The sequence below is a fragment of the Ruegeria sp. genome, from assembly GCF_965199275.1.
GTDB lineage: Bacteria > Pseudomonadota > Alphaproteobacteria > Rhodobacterales > Rhodobacteraceae > Ruegeria.
Map to the genome: position 1 here is coordinate 252,883 of NZ_CBDAQX010000009.1, position 19,537 is coordinate 272,419.

The 19,537-nt window shown below is 59.3% G+C and carries 17 protein-coding genes; 9 read left to right on the forward strand and 8 right to left on the reverse strand.

Annotated features, from left to right (window positions below; all coding sequences use genetic code 11):
• Positions 1-44: 44 nt before the first annotated feature.
• Genes ACOERD_RS07000 through ACOERD_RS07010 form a run of 3 tightly spaced genes read left to right on the forward strand, consistent with a single transcriptional unit; the run spans position 45 to position 3,155 of the window.
• Positions 45-1,127, forward strand: coding sequence for an ABC transporter permease (locus tag ACOERD_RS07000; RefSeq protein WP_419738538.1), 1,083 nt, complete (start codon positions 45-47; stop codon positions 1,125-1,127).
• Positions 1,127-2,047: an ABC transporter permease gene (locus ACOERD_RS07005; protein WP_170468428.1), complete on the forward strand. Its 921-nt coding sequence runs from the start codon at positions 1,127-1,129 to the stop codon at positions 2,045-2,047. The genes ACOERD_RS07000 and ACOERD_RS07005 overlap by 1 nt, the downstream gene beginning before the upstream one ends.
• A 31-nt stretch (positions 2,048-2,078) precedes the next feature.
• A complete protein-coding gene (locus ACOERD_RS07010; RefSeq protein WP_419738503.1) occupies positions 2,079-3,155 on the forward strand; it encodes a BMP family ABC transporter substrate-binding protein in 1,077 nt (358 codons plus the stop codon).
• 87 nt (positions 3,156-3,242) lie between these two features.
• On the opposite strand, the gene ACOERD_RS07015 is transcribed toward ACOERD_RS07010, so the two are convergent.
• Both ACOERD_RS07015 and ACOERD_RS07020 read right to left on the reverse strand, forming a co-directional pair.
• Positions 3,243-4,475 (reverse strand): biotin/lipoyl-binding protein, encoded by a 1,233-nt coding sequence (locus ACOERD_RS07015; protein ID WP_170374469.1) that lies wholly within the window; start codon positions 4,473-4,475, stop codon positions 3,243-3,245.
• Positions 4,476-4,478: 3 nt separating this feature from the next.
• A complete protein-coding gene (locus ACOERD_RS07020; protein ID WP_419738504.1) occupies positions 4,479-4,844 on the reverse strand; it encodes a hypothetical protein in 366 nt (121 codons plus the stop codon).
• Positions 4,845-5,048: 204 nt separating this feature from the next.
• Between ACOERD_RS07020 and ACOERD_RS07025 the strand changes: the two genes are divergently transcribed.
• Together ACOERD_RS07025 and ACOERD_RS07030 are read left to right on the forward strand one after the other, a co-directional pair.
• Positions 5,049-6,014 (forward strand): NAD(P)/FAD-dependent oxidoreductase, encoded by a 966-nt coding sequence (locus ACOERD_RS07025; RefSeq protein ID WP_419738505.1) that lies wholly within the window; start codon positions 5,049-5,051, stop codon positions 6,012-6,014.
• A 104-nt stretch (positions 6,015-6,118) separates the two neighbouring features.
• Positions 6,119-6,772, forward strand: coding sequence for a DUF938 domain-containing protein (locus ACOERD_RS07030; RefSeq protein ID WP_419738506.1), 654 nt, complete (start codon positions 6,119-6,121; stop codon positions 6,770-6,772).
• Positions 6,773-6,879: 107 nt separating this feature from the next.
• On the opposite strand, the gene ACOERD_RS07035 is transcribed toward ACOERD_RS07030, so the two are convergent.
• The 5 genes from ACOERD_RS07035 to ACOERD_RS07055 all read right to left on the reverse strand — a co-directional run bounded on the left by ACOERD_RS07035 (position 6,880) and on the right by ACOERD_RS07055 (position 14,169).
• Entirely contained in the window at positions 6,880-9,387 is a 2,508-nt protein-coding gene (locus tag ACOERD_RS07035) for a GcvT family protein (RefSeq protein ID WP_419738507.1), read from the reverse strand.
• A 142-nt stretch (positions 9,388-9,529) separates the two neighbouring features.
• Positions 9,530-9,790 (reverse strand): hypothetical protein, encoded by a 261-nt coding sequence (locus tag ACOERD_RS07040; RefSeq protein ID WP_419738508.1) that lies wholly within the window; start codon positions 9,788-9,790, stop codon positions 9,530-9,532.
• Positions 9,791-9,876: 86 nt separating this feature from the next.
• Positions 9,877-11,286, reverse strand: a complete 1,410-nt coding sequence (locus tag ACOERD_RS07045; protein WP_419738509.1) for an FAD-binding oxidoreductase — start codon at positions 11,284-11,286, stop codon at positions 9,877-9,879.
• A gap of 83 nt (positions 11,287-11,369) precedes the next feature.
• Positions 11,370-13,163 (reverse strand): gamma-glutamyltransferase, encoded by a 1,794-nt coding sequence (gene ggt, locus ACOERD_RS07050; RefSeq protein ID WP_419738510.1) that lies wholly within the window; start codon positions 13,161-13,163, stop codon positions 11,370-11,372.
• A gap of 19 nt (positions 13,164-13,182) precedes the next feature.
• A complete protein-coding gene (locus ACOERD_RS07055) occupies positions 13,183-14,169 on the reverse strand; it encodes a 2-hydroxyacid dehydrogenase (protein WP_419738511.1) in 987 nt (328 codons plus the stop codon).
• Between the two features lie 171 nt (positions 14,170-14,340).
• Between ACOERD_RS07055 and ACOERD_RS07060 the strand changes: the two genes are divergently transcribed.
• Positions 14,341-14,829, forward strand: coding sequence for an SH3 domain-containing protein (locus ACOERD_RS07060; protein WP_419738539.1), 489 nt, complete (start codon positions 14,341-14,343; stop codon positions 14,827-14,829).
• Positions 14,830-14,851: 22 nt separating this feature from the next.
• On the opposite strand, the gene ACOERD_RS07065 is transcribed toward ACOERD_RS07060, so the two are convergent.
• Positions 14,852-15,754, reverse strand: a complete 903-nt coding sequence (locus ACOERD_RS07065) for a tetratricopeptide repeat protein (protein WP_419738512.1) — start codon at positions 15,752-15,754, stop codon at positions 14,852-14,854.
• A 111-nt stretch (positions 15,755-15,865) separates the two neighbouring features.
• On the opposite strand from ACOERD_RS07065, the gene ACOERD_RS07070 reads away from it, so the two are divergent.
• The 3 genes from ACOERD_RS07070 to ACOERD_RS07080 all read left to right on the forward strand — a co-directional run bounded on the left by ACOERD_RS07070 (position 15,866) and on the right by ACOERD_RS07080 (position 19,529).
• Positions 15,866-16,171, forward strand: coding sequence for a hypothetical protein (locus tag ACOERD_RS07070; protein WP_419738513.1), 306 nt, complete (start codon positions 15,866-15,868; stop codon positions 16,169-16,171).
• A 446-nt stretch (positions 16,172-16,617) separates the two neighbouring features.
• On the forward strand, positions 16,618-17,853 hold the full coding sequence (locus ACOERD_RS07075; RefSeq protein ID WP_419738514.1) for a DUF3179 domain-containing (seleno)protein: 1,236 nt from the start codon (positions 16,618-16,620) through the stop codon (positions 17,851-17,853).
• A gap of 11 nt (positions 17,854-17,864) precedes the next feature.
• Entirely contained in the window at positions 17,865-19,529 is a 1,665-nt protein-coding gene (locus ACOERD_RS07080) for a sulfatase-like hydrolase/transferase (RefSeq protein ID WP_419738515.1), read from the forward strand.
• Positions 19,530-19,537: the final 8 nt, after the last annotated feature.

A 19,537-nucleotide genomic window follows, 5' to 3' on the forward strand; every position in this document is an offset into this window, starting at 1 on the left:
GCGAGAGTATCGGAAAAAGACGAAGACGGGCGGGGAATAAGTATATGATTGTGTTAGAGAAACGGCCGCAACCGTCGAAAGCGTGGTCCTATGCGACCCCAGTGGTGGCGGTGATTGCTACGATGGTCTTTGGCGGCATCCTGTTCGCCATTCTGGGCAAAAACCCGATCGAGGCCATCGGCACCATCTTTTGGGAGCCCTTGTTCGGCGAGTTTGCATTTTACTACCGCCCGCAACTGCTGGTGAAAGGCGCGCCATTGGTGCTGATTGCGATCGGCCTGGCGTTGGGTTTCCGCGCCGGCATCTGGAATATCGGGGCTGAAGGGCAGTACATCATGGGCGCCATTTTTGGGGCCGGGGCCGGACTGGCCTTCTACCCTCTGGATGCGTTCTACATCTTTCCGATCATGGTGATCGCGGGTGCGTTCGGAGGATGGCTCTGGGCGATGATCCCGGCCTTTCTGAAGGTTCGCTTTGGCACCAACGAAATCCTTGTCTCGCTGATGCTGGTTTACGTGGCCGAGCAAATGTTGGCCTCGGTGTCGCTTGGTTTGTTGAAGAACCCTGAAGGGTTCGGCTTTCCCGGGTCGCGCAACCTGCAATCCTATGACAGCGCGCATAATGCCGAACTGATCGCCGGATCGGGGATGCACTGGGGTGTCGTGACGGCCCTGATCGCAGTGATCTTTTCCTATGTCCTTTTGAACCGGCACATGCTTGGCTTTCACATCCGTTTGACCGGTGAAGCTCCGCGCGCTGCAAAGTTTGCCGGTGTGAAACCGGCCCGCCTGATTCTGTTCTGTCTGGGCCTGTCTGGCGCTCTGGCCGGTCTGGCGGGGATGTTCGAAGTCTCAGGCCCCTCGGGCGTGGTCAGCATCGACTTTAACGTGGGCTATGGCTTCACCGCGATCATTGTGGCCTTCCTTGGCCGTTTGCACCCGGTGGGTATCCTGCTGGCTGGTGGCCTGATGGCGCTGACTTATATCGGCGGTGAAATCGCGCAGTCTCAGCTGGGCCTGCCTGCCGCTGCCATTCAGGTATTCCAGGGGATGCTCCTGTTCTTCCTGCTGGCATTCGATCTTCTCACAAACTACCGCATCCGTGCGGCCCGTAGCGAGGTAGCGTAATGGATCTTGGTGAAATCAATCCCGTCCTTCTGGTCGCCTCGCTCATGGTTGCCGCGACCCCCTTGCTGCTGGCCGCGATCGGAGAGTTGGTCGTCGAGAAAGCAGGCGTTCTGAACCTCGGTGTCGAGGGCATGATGATCGTCGGCGCTATCAGTGGCTTTGCAATCTCGGTCGAGACCGGCTCGCCCTGGCTGGGCTTTATCGCATCAGCGATCGGTGGCGCAGTGCTGTCTTTGCTGTTCGTACTGCTGACTCAGGTCGCTTTGGCCAATCAGGTGGCCAGTGGCCTTGCGCTGACATTGTTCGGCCTCGGGTTCAGTGCCCTTCTGGGCCAAAGCTATGTGGGGATCAAACCCCCCAGCATGGAGGATATTCATATCCCCTTGATCAGCGATATCCCCGTCATCGGGCCGATCTTTTTCCAGCATGACCCGATCCTCTATGTGGGCATTGCTTTGACAGCGGGTGTCTGGGCCACACTGAAATACACGCGCGTCGGTCTGATCCTGCGCGCGGTGGGTGAAAACCACGATGCGGCGCATGCGTTGGGCTACAAAGTCATCAAAATTCGCATCATGGCGATCCTGTTCGGTGGGGCATGCGCCGGGCTGGGCGGCGCCTATATCAGCCTGATCCGGGTCCCGCAGTGGACCGAGGGTATGACCGCCGGTGTCGGCTGGATCGCTCTGGCGCTGGTGGTGTTCGCCAGCTGGAAGCCATGGCGTGCCTTGCTGGGTGCCTATTTGTTTGGCGGCATCACCGTGTTGCAGCTTAATTTGCAGGCAGCGGGCGTTGCCATTCCTGTCGAGTATCTGGCAATGTCGCCCTACATCATCACGATCCTTGTGCTTGTGATCCTTTCGGCCGACAAGAGCAGCGCACCTGCCTCACTGGGCCGGATTTTCCACGCCTCGCACTAGGGGCCAACTGAACCAACTTGGGGAGTAATACATGAAATTCACGACACTTCTGACAAGCGCCGCCATGGCACTGGGTCTGGCCTCGGGGGCCATGGCCGCCGACGACAAGACCAAGGTTGGCTTCGTCTATGTCGGCCCGGTGGGCGACGGCGGCTGGACCTATGAACACAACAAAGGCCGCCTGGCCGTTGAGGAAGAGTTCGGCGACAAGGTTGAAACCGTCTTTGTCGAATCCGTTCCCGAAGGCCCGGATGCCGAGCGCGTCATGACCCAAATGGCGCTGGAAGGCGCTGACCTGATCTTCACCACCTCGTTCGGCTACATGGATCCGACTATTAACTTGGCGAAGAAATTCCCGAATGTGAAATTCGAACACGCGACCGGCTACAAAACTGCCGACAACGTCTCAGTTTACTCGGCCCGTTTCTATGAAGGCCGTGCCGTTCAGGGCCACATCGCGGGTAACATGACCAAGTCGAACATCATCGGCTATATCGGGTCCTACCCGATCCCTGAGGTGATCCGTGGCATCAACTCGGCCTATCTGCACGCCAAGAAGGTGAACCCGGATGTCGAGTTCAAGATCGTCTGGGCCTACACTTGGTTCGACCCTGCGAAAGAGGCTGACGCCGCTACCGTTCTGATCGAACAGGGCGCGGACGTGATCCTGCAGCACACCGACTCGACCGCGCCTCAGGCGGCTGCGCAAGAGGCTGGCAATGTCGTGACCTTCGGTCAGGCCTCGGACATGAGTGAATACGCCCCGTTCCCGCGCGTATCTTCGATCATCGATGACTGGGCACCCTACTACATCGCACGGACCAAGGCCGTCATGGACGGCACCTGGGAAAGCGCCAACACATGGGACGGCATCCGCGAAGGCATGGTCGCAATCGGCGAGATCTCGGACGCGGTTCCCGCAGATGTCAAAGAAGAGGCTCTGGCGCTGAAAGCGGCGATGGCCGCAGGTGAATACCACCCCTTCACCGGCCCGATCAAAAAGCAGGATGGCAGCGACTGGCTGGCCGAAGGTGAGGTCGCAGATGACGGAACGCTGGCCGGTATGAACTTCTACATCGAAGGTCTGGAAGGCGAGATCCCGCAGTAAGCTGAAGGACGTATCAAAAAACCAAAGGCCCGCGTATCGCGGGCCTTTTTTGTTGGGGCTACATTGCCCAGACCAAGGTTTGAACCGTCAGTGCCCCGTCAGCACCAAGGTGTTCACCGGCATCAGAATCAGACGCAACCTCAGGCCGGCCGCGTGAACCACACCGATCGTGTCGACCACATGCAGAAAGGCCTTGTTCCAGAACCCAAGGCTTTCATCCTCTAGCTTGTGGTGGTTGTCGGTATAGACATTGGCCAGACAGTTGCTGCCCGGAGGGATGTCATCCGCCATGCCCTTATACAGCGGCTCCATATACACCAGAATTGAGCCGGGCACTTTGTTGTGCTGGACGTCCCGCAGTTCGTCCGTGGGTCGGATCTGGCCCGAGGGGATGACGTCCTGCACCTCGACCACAACCATCGGGATCACGGTGAAGGGTTTGGTCATGCAACCCAGTTCTCCAATCATTCCAGGTTTGATGACCTGAGCAGACATCTGATTGAACGCAGCCTGAAACCGGTCATGGCCCGAGTGCGAAGGCACCAGAATACCCGCCGGGCGCAAAAGCGGGCTGACATAGTCACCAACCTGCAGGCCGAACTGTTCGATCCGACCGGTAACGCCCGCGCTGATTACGGTCTTGTCCAGCTCGGTCAGGGCTGCGTCCAGCTGCGCATTTGCGCTGGCCAGTTGGGCTGGGATAAGCTCCTCGATCTGCTGCACCACGGCAGCGCGCTGCGACTGGGCGGCGGTGACCTGTGCTTCGCGCTCGGCCACCAAGTTCTCTAACCGCTCAATCTCGGCCAGACGCACCGCGCTGGAGCCTTCGTCGCGCAACGTGGTGTTACGCTCTAGGTCTTCGACCGATTGCGCCAAAGCCGCGCGCGCACCGGCGATCCCGGCATCCGCCTGCGCGAGGTCCGTCTCGGCCACTTTCAGTGAGGCTTGAACCTGCGCGATCTGTGCATGGGCGGCCTGAACCTGCGCCTGCTGGGTGAAATCCTCGATCCGGAAAATCGGCTGGCCCGCGGTCACCGTATCGTTGTTGCTGACATAGACCTCAGACACCCGCCCGCCCAGTTGCGGTAGGATCGTGACCGTCCGAAAATACGAGGCCGCCGTGCTGGAGGCCGGATGGAAGTAGAACAGCGTGGTGATCACGGACAGCGCCAGAATCGCGCAGGTCGTCAGGCCCCAGCGTAGCTCATACCACATGGTGAAAAGGGTGATCTCATGCCCGATCCGCTTGCCTTGGACAAAGCGTCGGAACAGGAAATCCGGCAGCACCGTAATCAGGGCGCAGAGCATCGTTTCGATCATGACTTACTGCTCCGACGTCGTAGAGGTTTGCGGTGCCGGAGGCGTCGGTTCAGCAGGTGCCTGAGGCGCAAGAGACTGTCCAAGTGAGCGAATGGCATCCGCTATGTTTCGCATCGGGGTCGCAAAATCTGGGAATTGGAAACCGGCAACCAGAACGGCTGCAACCCAGAAAATGCCGTTATGTGTAAACAGCGCCAGCAGCGCCAAAATTCCTACCAACTGGAACTGAGGGTGATTGTTTTCATGCGCCATTTTCTCGGGCACCGAATGCAGCGTCAGATATCCGACACCAATCAACACAACCAGAACGACAAAAAAAAACGACCATTGCCGAAAAGAGGTAGTCGCTCCCATCGGCTGCGACGACATATTTTGGGATATGTCCCGTGGCTATGGGATGGAGGTCCGCTGCAGTCACCTTAATCTCCTTCTTTTCTATGATGCGTCTTTGGCCGGGTTGATCGCCAAATTCAAGCCTGCTTATAGTCTCCCGAAATCCAAGCATATTCTTATAACAAGCACCAAGACCCTTATGACATCTGCTTCATCACAATCCATCCCGGTCACCCTGCGATGATCGACTTTCTAATCATCGGCGGCGGCATCGCGGGCCTCAGCGCGGGCGCGCGTTTGTCTGCTCATGGCTCTGTCACTGTTCTCGAGGGCGAGGACGCTCTGGGCTATCACTCATCGGGTCGCTCGGCTGCGATGTTCGAGGAAAACTACGGCCCGCCCTCGGTGGTTGCGCTCAATCGGGCCGGGGTCGATTACCTGCGATCAGCGAACGAAGGCTACCTGACCCCCCGAGGCCTCATGCTGGTTGCAGGCCACGATCAGGCTGACTTGTTTGCCAAAGACGTCGAAGAATTGAACGTACGCTCCATTTCACCGCAGCAAGCCATCGACAAAGTCCCGATCCTGAACCCGGACGTTCTGGCCCATGCCGCCATCAGTGTGGACGCCTTCGACATCGATACCGACCGCCTGATGCAGGACTTCGCGCGCGTGATCCGAGGCAATGGCGGCGCGGTCCTGACCCGCCAGGCCGTCACCGATATTCGCAAAACCGGCCATTGGGTCGTTCAGGCAGGCGACGTGTTCGAGGCCCGGAACCTGGTCAATGCAGCTGGCGCTTGGGCGGATGAGGTCGCCGCGATGGCTGGTCTGCCGCCTATTGGCATCGTGCCGAAACGCCGCTCCATCGCGCGCATTCCCGCACCCGGAGGGCATGACGTATCCAACTGGCCCATGCTGATGGGTCCGGGGGAAGGTTGGTACGCCAAGCCTGATGCGGGGAAGTATCTGGTCTCGCCCTCCGAAGCCGAGCCGACAACGCCTCATGACGCCTATGCCGACGATATGGTTCTTGCAGAAGGTCTGGCGCGGTATGAGGCGATGGTGACAACCCCTGTCACGCGGCTCGAGGCGAACTGGGCCGGTCTGCGTAGTTTCGTGGCGGATGGCACGTTGGTGCTGGGGCCAGACCCGCAGGACCGCTCGTTCATTTGGTGTGCGGGTCAGGGTGGATACGGGTTCTAGACATCGCCGGCTGCCTCGTCCCATCTGGCCAGCCTTGTGACGTGCGCGCCGTCTGAACTGCCTCAGGACATTGTCAATCAGTTGCATGTGGAAAGGTTGCGATAATGACCAAACGAGTTCTGCCTTCGAATGCCAGCGTCGCGACGCAAAGCGATGGGGCCCGACTGATCGCCCCAGCCGCAAGCCGCAACTCGGACGCGCTATGCGCCTTGCTGGCCAAAATGGCCCCCGCCTCAGGTCTTGCATTGGAAATCGCCAGCGGCACTGGGCAGCATGTTGCCGCCTTTGCGCAGACACTGCCCGACTTGGTTTGGCAACCCACAGAAATCGACCCCGAACGCCGCGCCAGCATCGACGCCTACGCAAAGGACATATCCAATATCCGTCCCGCCACCGATCTGGATGCAACCTCCGCAGGCTGGCATGAGGCATTCCAAGAGCAGGACCTGATCGTTTTGATCAACCTGCTGCACCTGATCTCATGGTCCGAAGCTGATACGTTTCTCGGCGAGGCCTCAAAGGCGCTGAGTCCGACTGGCCGCCTCATCATCTACGGCCCCTTCATGCGAGACGGTGCCTTAACCAGCCCTGGGGATGAAAAGTTTCACGAAGCCCTGGTCTCACAGGATCCAGAGATCGGGTACAAGAATGACACTGAGATCAAAGCGCGTTTGCAGTATTACGGCTTGCAGCTGATCCAACTGGTGGAAATGCCTGCCAATAATCTGGCATTTGTTGCTCAAAGGCCGAAAACCTGATCAGCGGTTTTGCCGATCAAAGCCTGCTGGCGCAGTCTTGCCTCCGGCGGAGGTATGTGTCGCCGCAGGCGGCGCATTCACTCGCGCCACCGCAGTTCTCCAGGATTTCAGCCGTCCTTGCGGATGGTTTCGTTTTTCGGGTCGTAGGGGCTGTCGCATGTGACAACGGCATTCCACAGCTTGTCCTGGATTTTGACCTTCAGCTTGGTGCCCTCAACCGCGAGATCAGGCGACACATAGCCCATGCCGATGGATTTCTCGAACGCCACTGAGTAGCCGCCCGAGGTCAGACGACCCACGCGTTTGCCTTCCGGCGTATAGAGCGCCTCGCGGCCCCACGGGTCGGCGTCTTCCGGTCCTTCGATCAGAAGCGTGCAGCACTTGAAGCGCACACCGGTCTCTTCCAGCTTGGCCTTGCCGTGGAAATCTTTCGACAGGTCGACAAAGCGCGGCAGGTCGGCTTCCAGCGGGGTCGCGTCGCGGCCCAATTCGGTGCCGAAGGCGCGATAAGATTTCTCCTGACGCAACCAGTTCTGGGCGCGGGCGCCGACGAGCTTCATACCGTGCTTCTCACCCGCCTTTTCCAGCAGGTCGAACAGGTAGTTCTGCATTTCGATCGGGTGGTGCAGTTCCCAACCCAGCTCACCGGTATAGGCCACACGGATCGCGTTCACCGGGCACATGCCCAGTTCGATCTGACGGGCCGACAGCCAGGGGAAGCGCTTGTTGGACAGCGCGGTGTCTGGATCGGCGTCTTTGATGACCTCTTTCAGAACGTCGCGCGACTTGGGTCCGGCGATGGCAAAGACGCCCCACTGAGTGGTCACGTCTTGGATCTCGATGTAGCCGAACTCCTCCATCTTGTCCTCGGCTGCTTTACGCAGATAGTCGGCGTCGTACTCGGTCCAGGCACCGGCAGAGACGATGTAGTAGTTGTTCTCGCCGTTGCGGACGATGGTGTATTCGGTGCGGGTGGTGCCGTGCGACGTCAGCGCGTAGGTCAGATTGATACGACCGACCTTGGGCAGCTTGTTGCAGGTGAACCAATCCAGGAACCGGGTCGCACCGGGGCCTTTGACGACATGTTTGGTAAAGGCCGACGCGTCGATCAGGCCAACGCCTTCGCGGATCGCTTTGGCCTCTTCGACGGCATATTGCCACCAGCCACCGCGACGGAATGAGCGGCTTACCTTGTCGAAATTGTCCGGCGCATCGACAGGGCCGAAATAGTTCGGACGTTCCCAACCGTTGACCCACCCGAACTGCGCGCCGCGCGCTTTCTGACGGTCGTATGCGGGGACAGTCCGCAGAGGACGGCAAGCTTCACGTTCTTCATCCGGGTGGTGCAGGATGTAGACGTGTTCATAACACTCTTCGTTCTTGCGGGCCGCAAACTCGGTGGTCATCCAGTTGGACGAATACCGCTTGGGGTCCAGCGAGGCCATGTCGATCTCGGCTTCGCCATCGACCATCATCTGCGCCAGATAGTAGCCGGTGCCACCTGCAGCGGTGATCCCGAAGCTGAAGCCCTCGGCCAGCCACATGTTGCGCAGACCCGGAGCCGGACCAACCAGCGGGTTGCCGTCGGGGGTATAGCAGATCGGGCCGTTGAAATCGTCTTTCAGGCCCGAGTCAGCGCAGGACGGCACGCGCTCAGCCATCGCCATGTACTGGTCTGCGATCCGGTCGATATCCAGCGGGAACAGGTCAGCCCGGAAGCTGTCCGGCACGCCATGTTCAAAGCGTGCTGGCGCGCCGTGTTCGTAGATGCCCAGAATCCAGCCACCGCGTTCTTCACGCGCATAAGACTCGTTGTCGGCGTCACGCACAACGGGGTGCTCGGGGTTACCGGCTTCACGCCATTTGACCAGCTCAGGGTCTTTGTCCATGACAATGAACGTGTGCTCGACCGGGATCGCGGGCATCTTGATGCCCAGCATCTTGGCGGTGCGCTGCGCGTGGTTGCCCGATGCGGTCACGACATGCTCGGCGGTGATCACCACCTGCTCATCGGAGGGAACAAGGTTGCCGCCCTGCTCGATCATCTTGGTGCAGGTGACTTCCCAATGAGTGCCGTTCCAGTGGAAGGCATCCGCCTGCATCTTGCGAACGATGTCGACGCCGCGCTGACGGGCACCTTTGGCCATCGCTTGGGTCACGTCAGCAGGGTTAATATAGCCATCTTCGGTGTGATAGATCGCACCCTTCAGGTCGCCGGTTTCGATCAGCGGCCAGCGTTCCTTGATCTGCTCGGGTGTCAGCCATTCGTAAGCCACATCGCAGGTCTCAGCTGTTGAAGCATAGAGCATGTATTCGTCCATACGCTCTTGCGTCTGCGCCATGCGCAGGTTGCCGACCACGGCGAAGCCCGCGTTGAGGCCGGTCTCTTCTTCAAGCTGCTTGTAGAAGTCGACCGAGTACTTGTGGATGTGGGTTGTCGCGTAAGACATGTTGAACAGCGGCAGCAGGCCAGCCGCGTGCCAGGTCGAGCCCGAGGTCAGCTCGTCCCGCTCGATCAACATCACATCATCCCAGCCCGCTTTGGCCAGGTGATAGGCAATCGAGGTCCCGACGGCGCCGCCGCCAACGACCAGTGCTTTGACTTGGGTTTTCATAACCGGGTGTCTCCCCTTGGAATCTGTTGCCACCATATGGCTTGATTCCGAAATCAATCGCGGAAGCCATCCGACCAGTGATATAAGAAAAACGACCCGCACGGGAGATGCAGGTCGTTAAATGGCGACTTAGAACCAGCCGTCAGCCTTCCGAGCGACACCGTTTGGTGTTTCCAACGGTCTTGCAGACCAGCTTGCCGGGCGGCTCGGCGGCTTCGGGTTCCTGAGCTTCCGGTGTGCTGTCAACGCTTGTGGGTTCATGCTCGGACCCGCCAGTGAAGGCTGCGATATAGTCGCTTGCGCTGAGCCCGTCACCCGAGGCTTTGGCTTTCTGGTAGTAGTCCAGCCCCGCGACCGCCAGCCCGGCCACCGCGACAAAGCCAGCCAGATATTTTGCACTCATGTCGATCACCTGTTCGTCTTTCGCCGCAAGAAACCACATCACCTAGACGATTTGTGGGCACAAAGCAGACAAGATCGCGGAAACTGCTAGGTGTGATCGGCCAGTATCTTTCCCGGATTCATGATATCGTCGGGGTCAAGCGCCGCCTTGATCGCGGCCATGTAGAGCGTTGCCTGCCCCAGTTCTTTCTCAAGATAAGGGCGCTTGCCCTGCCCGATGCCATGCTCGCCCGTGCAGGTGCCCTCCATCGAGATGGCCAGATCGTTTAGCCATCCGACAAATTCATCGGCCCGGCGGACTTCTTCGGCGTCGTCCATGTCGATCAGGGGCAGCGTGTGAAAGTTCCCGTCGCCGACATGCCCAACGATAGGCGCAAGTAGGTCAAGCTCGGCCGCTTTGTCCTGAGCGGCCCCTACGGCCTCGGCCAGACGGGATATTGGTACGCAGACATCGGTCGAGATCCCCTTGGCGCCCGGTCGCAACTGAAGGCTGGCCCAGTACATGTCGTGACGCGCCTGCCATAGCTTGTTGCGTTCCTCGGTGGTTGAGGTTGCGGCGAAGTCTGTGCCGCCAAACTCTTCTGCGATCTGACCAAAGGTCTCGGCCTGTTCGGCTGCGCTTGCGTCCGAGCCGTGGAACTCCAACAGCAGCAGAGGCGTTTCCGGCAAGGTCAGGCCGGAATATGAATTGGCGGCTTTGACGGATAGTTCATCCAGCAATTCGATCCGCGCGACGGGCACGCCGTATTGGATCGTCATCATGACCGCCCGGCAGGCGGCATCGACAGTCGGGAAAGAGCAGCGGGCGGAGCTGATCGCCTCAGGGATGCCATGCAGGCGCAGGGTCAGTTCGGTGATGATGCCCAACGTGCCTTCGGCGCCGATCAAAAGCCGCGCCAAATCGTACCCTGCCGAGGATTTCTTGGCGCGATTGCCGGTTCGGATGATCTGCCCATCGGGCATCACCGCCTCAAGACTCAGTACATTGTCCCGCATAGTGCCATAGCGCACCGCATTGGTCCCGGACGCGCGGGTCGCAGCCATCCCGCCGAGTGAGGCATTTGCACCGGGATCAATCGGAAAGAACAGGCCCTGATCGCGCAGATGGGTGTTCAGATCTTCACGCGTCACACCGGGTTGCACGACGCAATCCAGATCCTCTGCATGCACCGCCAGTACCTTGTTCATTTGGGTCAGATCGACCGACACTCCACCGGCAGGCGCGTTCACATGCCCTTCAAGCGACGTGCCCGTGCCAAACGCGATTACCGGCACCTTATGCGCGGCGCAGGTCTTGACGATCTCTGCGACCTCCTGCGTGGTGTGGGGAAACACCACCGCGTCCGGGCTTTGATTGGTGATCCAGGTCGTGGTGTGGCCGTGCTGTTCGCGGATGGCCGCACCGGTTTGCAGACGATCCCCAAACTGTTGCTTCAAGATGCCGAGCGCCGTGCCAATCCCAGCCTCATTTCTCGGCAGAGCCGTCGCCTGCACCATGCTACCCCTTTCCTGCCCGCCAGATGCACGGGCCTTTCTCAATGTGTCGAAAAGGCCCACCCGAGCCGGGTAAGACCTAGATTTTATTCTCCCAGCGCGATCCCTTCACGCCGATGGTCCGCACCACCGCTGAGACCTTCGCTGATCTCAATCGCATGCAGGCCCGAGGTCAGATCGCGGGGGTTCACCTCGAACCCGATTTCGATCAGCGCATCTGCATAGCCTTCAGCCGCAGTATCCACCTCGACATCATAGGTCCCGAACCGGTTGACCAGATGCGGCAGCGAGATCGCCTGCTGCACATCCATATCCCAATCCGCCCAGGCGATGATCGACTTGGCAACGTAGCCAATGATACGACTGCCTCCCGGAGACCCGATGGCCAGAACCGGCGCGCCGTCTTGCATGACGATGGTCGGGCTCATGGACGAGCGCGGCCGTTTACCGGGTTCAAGACGGTTCGCGATGGGAACTCCGTCGCGATGGGTGCGGAACGAAAAATCAGTCAGTTCGTTGTTCAGCAAAAACCCGTTCGTCATCAGGCGCGAACCAAAGCCGTTTTCAATCGTCGTCGTCATTGACAAGACATTGCCGTAACTGTCTACGATCGAGATATGCGACGTCGAAGGCAGCTCCAATGACTCGTCATCAGCCCAGTTCATCGCATGATCAAACTCGGGATTGCCCGGAGCGACCTCGGTCAGTGCGCCCTTGGCGTTCAAAATCTCCGCGCGCTGCGCCAGATAGTCCGGATCAACCAGCCCGGTGGTCGGCATCGGCACAAAATCACTGTCCGCCATGTACCGCCCCCGATCCGCGAAAGCGAGGCGTGAGGCTTCGCCGATCAGGCGCCATGACTCCACGCTCTCAGGCCCCATCGCGGCCAGATCATAGCTGTTCAGCATACCCAGAATCTGCCCAACGGTCAGCGCCCCGGACGACGGCGGGCCCATACCGCAGACCTCATAGGCGCGGTAGGCGGCGCAAACCGGATCGCGTTCAATGACCTGATACAGGGCCAGATCGGTGCCAGATAATACGCCCGGATTGCCCGGCGCGGTGCGGACGGTTCGCACGATATCTGACGCGATTTGCCCGCCGTAGAACCCGGCGGCACCGTCCTCGGCCAGAGCGCGCAGTGTATCCGCGTAAGCCGGGTTCATCAGGCGTTGACCCTGTTGCAGTGGCTCACCTTCGGGCAGGAAATACGCGGCCGTTGCAGGGAAACGCGACAGACGCTCGGCGTCGTTGGCGACCAGACTGGCCAGACGAGGCGAGACCAGAAACCCGTCATCCGCCAGCCGGATACCATCGGTGAACAGCCCGGGCCACGGCGAACGGCCCCAACGGCGATGCGCCTCCTCCAGCAAGGCAGGCGTGCCGGGCGTTCCAATCGACAACCCTCCGACGACGGCATCAAAGAACTGCAAGGGCTCGCCGTTTTCATCCTGAAACAAGGTTGGCGTCGCGTCCAATGGGGCCGTTTCGCGCCCGTCCAGTGTTGTAAGCTGTCCGGTGGCAGCGTCGTACCAGACCAGAAACGCCCCACCCCCAAGGCCCGAGGATTGCGGTTCGACGAGGCCCAGAACAACCTGAACGGCGACCATGGCATCCGCAGCGGACCCACCCACCCGCAGAATCTTCGCCCCGGCCTCAACTGCCAAGGGGTTGGCCGCAGCGACCATCCAATTCTCGGACTGTACGGGCACGCCGCTGGTTTTGGCCTCAAGCGCCGCGATCAACTCGTCGGTCAGAGCCTGAACTTGACCTTCGCTCGCGCCTTCGGGGGCCACGGAGTCCGCTGTTTCCTGGGCAAAGCCCGGAGCGGTAAAGGCAATGACAGACAGAAGTAATCCTGAAATCCGATTGGTAGGCATAATGTGCTCCTGGAAAAGGTTAAAGCATGGATGGGACCACCTGATCCGGTGGTCTGTGCCCATCCTCGAAGGTTTTGATATTGATAATAACTTTCTCACCCATCTCGATCCGCCCCTCCAGCGTGGCCGATCCCATATGGGGCAGCAGCACCACGTTGGGCAGCTTGCGAAGGCGTGGGTTCACCTGCGTGCCGTGTTCATACACATCCAACCCGGCGCCCGCGACATCGCCGGACCGGATCAGCCTCGTCAGCGCATTTTCGTCGATTACCTCACCACGCGAAGTGTTCACGACCACAGCCGAGGGCTTCAGCAGCTTCAGCCGACGCGCGTTCAGCAGGTGGAAAGTCGACGGGGTCGAGGGGCAATGAACCGAGATCACATCCATCCGCGCGACCATCTGATCGAGGCTTTCCCAATAGGTGGCCTCCAGATCCTGTTCAATCTCAGGCCGCAAGCGGCGGCGGTTGTTATAGTGCACCTGCATCCCGAAAGCACTGGCACGGCGCGCAACAGCCTGACCGATCCGGCCCATACCCAGAATACCTAGACGGCGCCCTCCGATCCGACCTCCCAGCAAAGCCGTCGGCGCCCAACCGGACCAATCGCCTTGCTGCATCAGCGCCACGCCTTCAGGGAAACGACGCGTCACCGCCAGGATCAGCGCCATGGTCATGTCGGCCGTATCATCGGTCAGAACACCCGGAGTGTTCGAGACCAGAATGCCACGCTGACGCGCGGTTGAGACGTCGATATTGTCGACCCCTGCCCCGTAATTGGCTATCAAGCGCAGCTTTTCACCAGCTTGCCCCAATAAACCACCGTCAATTGTGTCGGTCACCGTCGGCACCAGCACGTCGGCCTCTTGCACGGCGGCGACCAGTTCCTCACGGGTCATGGGGGTGTCATCGTCGCGCAGGCGAACATCAAACAGCTCGCTCAGTCGCGTTTCCACGACTTCCGGCAACCGTCGCGTAACAACAACACTCAGACGTTCTCTTGGCACTTCCGCCCTCCCACTGCTTTGCAAACGCGCTTGCGTCATGGCATCGTGGCGCAGGATAAGGCGGGGCACAAGAACCCCAAAGGCATTGAGTCGACCTTTTTTCGAAAGCAGATCAACAGGCACAAGAGCAGGCAGTCAGTGAGTGGTCTTCTACCGGTGAAACGCCTTTGTTTGGCGATCCTATCCGCGTATTTTATTGCGTTCGGCTCTGCGCCGGTCGCAGCCCAAGACGTGCGCGGCCCGGTCACCAACCTGCCCCTTCCGCGCTATGTCTCGATGAAGGCTGCCGAAGGCAATGTGCGCCGCGGTCCGTCCCTGACCCATCGAATCGATTGGGTCTTCAAGCGGCGCGGTATGCCGCTGCAAATCACTGCGGAATACGGCAACTGGCGCAAGGTACAGGATCGCGACGGGGCCGGAGGTTGGGTTCACTACGCCCTGCTGTCCGGCCTGCGCACGGTGCTGATCGAATCCGAGATTCTGCCCGTTTATGCCCGACCCGATCCGAACTCGACCGTCAACGCGCATTTCGAAACCGGAGTGGTCGCCCGCCTTGGCGCGTGTTCGCTGGATTGGTGTCGCATTTCGGCGGGGGGCTACAAGGGGTGGACGCTGAAAGGCAACCTCTGGGGCGTCGATCCGTCGGAAATCCGAGAATAGCCTCTTCTTCCAGTCCCGTACCCTAGTCGGCTTGCAAAGCCGCTATTTCGTCAATCGCGCTGATGATGTCTTCGGCATGATCCGGATCGGCAAACAAAGTCCGAAACAGCGCCGCCAGAGGGTAGCCGGGCCAGGCTTCGTCCAACAACAGGATTGTGGCCCGCGCGCGCTCATTGTCTCCGAGCCGTTGATAGCTTGCCGCCAGATAACCGATCGAGATCGCGCTGACCGGATCACCCAGCCTGACCGCCTCGTTGAACTGGTCTACCGACGCCTGATAATCCCCCAAGTGATAGCTGGAGGAGGCCAACACGCTGCGATAGGGAAATCTACCGTTTGTCGTATTGGCACCCCGCGCCCGATTGGCGGACGCTATAGCGCGCTGGAAATCCCCACCAAACAACGCGAACAGAGCATCAAAATTGGTGACGTGGATATCATCAGGGGCAAGCCGTGTTGCGCGCGTGGACTGCGCAAGTGCTGCCTCATGCTCGCGCGAGCAAAATGAAGCCAGGGCAAGGGCGGAATGGCTCCAGCCTTCATCCGGTGCCAGTTCCAATGCTCGCTGCGCTCGGTTTTTGGCGAGGTTCAGAAGCGCCTGTTTTTCAGCTCCGGGCGGGGTTGTTAAGGCAAGGATGCTGATCGCCTGCGCCGAACCGGCATAACCGCCGAAATATGTCTCATCCAGCGCCATGGCGCGTTCGAACATGCCGCGCACGGCTTGCAGCCTGTCGCGGTCTAGAACCGGGAACATCAGCAGGCGCGCCTCAGTCGCCAGATTAACGGCTTGTAGCTTGGTCGGGTTTGTCGAGAACAGCGCCTCTCTGATGGCTTGTTCTTGATTGGCATTTGTAGAGACGGCGACCGGGCTGGGCGGTGACTGGGGCGATCGGGAGAAGAGCATCACGCCGCTCGCGATAGCCAACGCAGTCAAAGCTGCTACTGAGACCCAGACCATCCTTGAGGGACGCGCTCGGTCCGACGGTATGTTTAGGTCCAAAACCTCAAACCGGGGGACATAGCCGCCCGGATCCACATGGATGCGCAGCCTCTGATCCTTGCCGGAGTTCGAATAGAAGCTCGCCAATCGCCGACGCACACGCCCCGCATCAACCCGCACAACAGCCATAGGGTCACCCCCGGAATCCAGCGCCCTTCCGTAGACATCCTCGGCGATCGACTTGGCGCGGATATCCTCGGACTGGCCCGCCAGAAGCTTATCGACAACGTAGCTGAGGAAAGACTGCAGTCGCTCGGCCCCATCGAATTCCGGACTGTCCAGGACCGCCTTCAGTGCCCGCTGAATGTCTTCATCCGAGAGCGTTTTTTGGGCCGTATCTGACTTTACGCTGGCGTCTGACATCGCTTTCGTTAACCGCTGGCTGGCTTCAAGTATTTGAAAAATAACATGTTACCCCGTAACATACGTTAAGATACCTGAATGTGTAAATGAATTTCGGGCAGAATGATTAGCAAAGGAGGGGAACGGACCTCATCGCGGGGGTACAACTGGGTTCAGACACCGTGAGGCTTATGATGGCTTGCTTGTCGATACACTTTCCTGATCAGGCGAATGATATCCGGCGCCTGCGCAGCTCAGACACGGTCTTTGCGCAAATCTGCGCTGACTTCGAAAGCCTGGCAGCTCTTCTTCCCTGCGATGCAAGCGACCCAAGAAATTCTGATCTCATCGACAGCCTCCGAGGGCTTGAGGACGAAATCAAAACTTACCTTTCGTCCCATTCGACCCCGCCCGAGGGCTAATCAAGACGCAAAAAGGCGATTCAAATGTTGGCCAATCTTCTCTTCTACGTCGGGCTCCTCGTGTCGTTGACCATCGGGTTCATGTATTTCCGTGATCTCGGTGACGTCAGCCAGATGGTGCTGAAGGTCAAGCGCAATAACATGATCCGCTTTATCCGGAATGAGAACACCTATCTTGCCGCGGGATTCACCGGGCTTGCGCTGATGCTTGTCGGGCATTTTCTTGGTGGCGGTCCGGGCTGGCTGTTTTTCCTCGGCGTACCCGCGGTCACACTGGTGATCATATTCCTGTTCGTGTTTCCATGGGTTTGGGTCCATATCGGTCTGCGCAACCAGCAAGACACCGCCCGCTACTATCCGATCTCCGAAGCGCAACAATTTATCAACCCATCCGCAAGTGTTCTGGTGATTGAAAACAACGGCCACGCGCGGGCGCATTCGGACGCCCAGCTGATGCGCCCTCATCTGGCCGGCAACGATAAGGGGTTGGGCGGCGATGACATCGTCATGACCTATTGTGCCATGGCCAATCTGGGGCAGGCCTACAAACCCGAGATCCACGGCAAACGTCTGGATCTTGAGGTGATGGCCCAGCACGGCAACAACCTGATACTGCGCGACAACACCACCGGAGAGCCGATCCAGCAGATCTATGGCCGCTTCGACGGCGACGCCTCGAGAACAGCGGCAATGCAGCCATGGCCCACCTTTCGGATGAGCTTTCGGGGATTTCAAAAGGCCTATCCAGATGGAGAGGTCTTTCTGAACAAGCCCTCCTCGAACCCGCTTCTCAGGTTGTTCGACACCTTTACTGAAACCGTTTTCTCCTCGGGCATCGCCAAGCAGCACCAAGAAGAAGCGCCCGTCATGGACAACATGAGCCACAGCGACAACCGTCTGCCCAACAAAACCTATGTCTGGGGCATCACGATCGGTGACGACGCAGTTTGCTGGACCGATGATTTCCTGGCCGAAAATAAAGGGCTGATCAACGCCACGGTTGGCGGGCGTGACGTCGTGGTTTCCTACGACCCAATCTATGAAAGCGTTGGCGTCTGGTACAATGACAGCGGCGCGCCCATCACCCATGTCGATTTCTTCGGAAACGCGGATTGCGGCCAACTGACCCGCGTTGAGACCCTTCGATCAGGCATGTTCTGGCATGTCTGGGTCGAGTTCTTCCCCGGCACGGATATCAACCGCTCCGGCCCGCCCAACACCACATCTGACCCCCGCCAGACCCCCGCCCAAAGCGAATGAGGATTGTTGAAATGAAAACCCTAACCAGCCTGTCGGTGCTGTTCTGCCTATCGGCCACGATCTCAACCGCTCAGGACGCGCCGATCATCCATGATGCCGAGTACTACATCCTCGAAGCGCAGAATGCCGAACAATGGGCTGCTGACAATGCCGAGGTTGACCAGTTGCTAGAAGACTTCCGAAGCTCGAACGACGGCAAGCCACCCAACATCATCAATATCCTGATTGACGATATCGGCTTTGGCGATCTTGGTATTCCAGAACTGAACGCGGTGCGCGGGTATTCGACGCCTCATATCAACGCCTTCTCGGACGAAGCGATGCGCATGGTGCGCATGTATACCGAACCCTCCTGCACACCCACACGGGTTGCGATGATGACCGGGCGGCTTCCGGTTCGGATGGGCATGGGCGACACCACCGTGGATATCGCCGGGTTCGGCCTGCCAGCCGACGAAGTCACGCTGGCCGAGATCCTGTCAGATGCGGGCTATGCGACTGTGCATGTGGGCAAGTGGCACATGGGCGATATCCCCGAGGCCTGGCCTCATAACCAAGGCTTCGATTGGGCGGGGTTCCCGGTTCATCAGCAGGGCCAACTGACCATCTACAACGACGATGCGATCAAGGAACAGGTCTCGGTCGGAATCTCGGATTTCGATGACCGTTTCGTTCTGGACGACTTCTTTCGCCCCGACCCTGCCGCGATGGTCACCGGCCTTGAAGCTGAACGCGGGGGTCTTGCGCGCGAAGTTGACATGACCGCAGGCGAGCGCTGGACCGCCGAAAAATATGACGAAATGAACCAGCGCTACCAGGACCAGACGCTTGAAAAAATGCGCGAGCTGGCTGGCGGGGAAGCGCCGTTCTTCCTGCAATATTGGCCACTCATTCCGCTGGACAACACGCGCGCAGGTCGTTCGGGGCCGCAATCGCCGAACGGAGGGCTCTATGTCGACAAGATGCAGCAGCTAGACAGCTGGCTCGGCGATATCTTCAACGAGATGGAGGCGCTTGGCCTGGCCGACAACACCATTGTCATCGTGATGGGCGACAACGGCCATTTCACCAAGTATTCGCCGCAATCAGGGTTCACCCCGATGGTTTTCGCCGGTGGCAAAGGTGATGTGTCCGAGGGCGGCATTCGGGTCGACAGTTTCATCCGCTGGCCCGGCATGATTGAGGCCGATGGCATCGTCGGAGATATCGTCCACGTCTCGGATCTCTATACCACACTCGCCCGGTTCGCCGGAGCCGAAAGCGGCATTCCTCGGGATCGGCTGGTGGACGGGGTCGACCAATCCTCGCTGCTGCTGTTGGGCGAGACAAAAGGACGGCGCGACCACCTGATCGTCTATTCCGTCCACACCCCCCGCGCGGTCATCAAAGATCAACTAAAGCTGCGCATTCCCGGAGCCGGAGAGAGCGCGATTCTAGCCGATTTCTTCGATGTTTACCGCGATACGCATGATAAATACCCGGTTTCAACCGAGGTTGGGGCTTGGGGCGGGCAAGAGTTCGTCCGTATTCTGGGGCGCCATCTGAAACGCAAGGAGAAATACCCGGACATCGAACCAGCCCGTGGTGTTCCCTATGAAGGCATCGAAAACCTGCGACCTGAAACCGAAGCTGCTGTCGAGGCATTCCTGCTCAAACAGTCTTCTGTTGGCAGATGATCGTATAT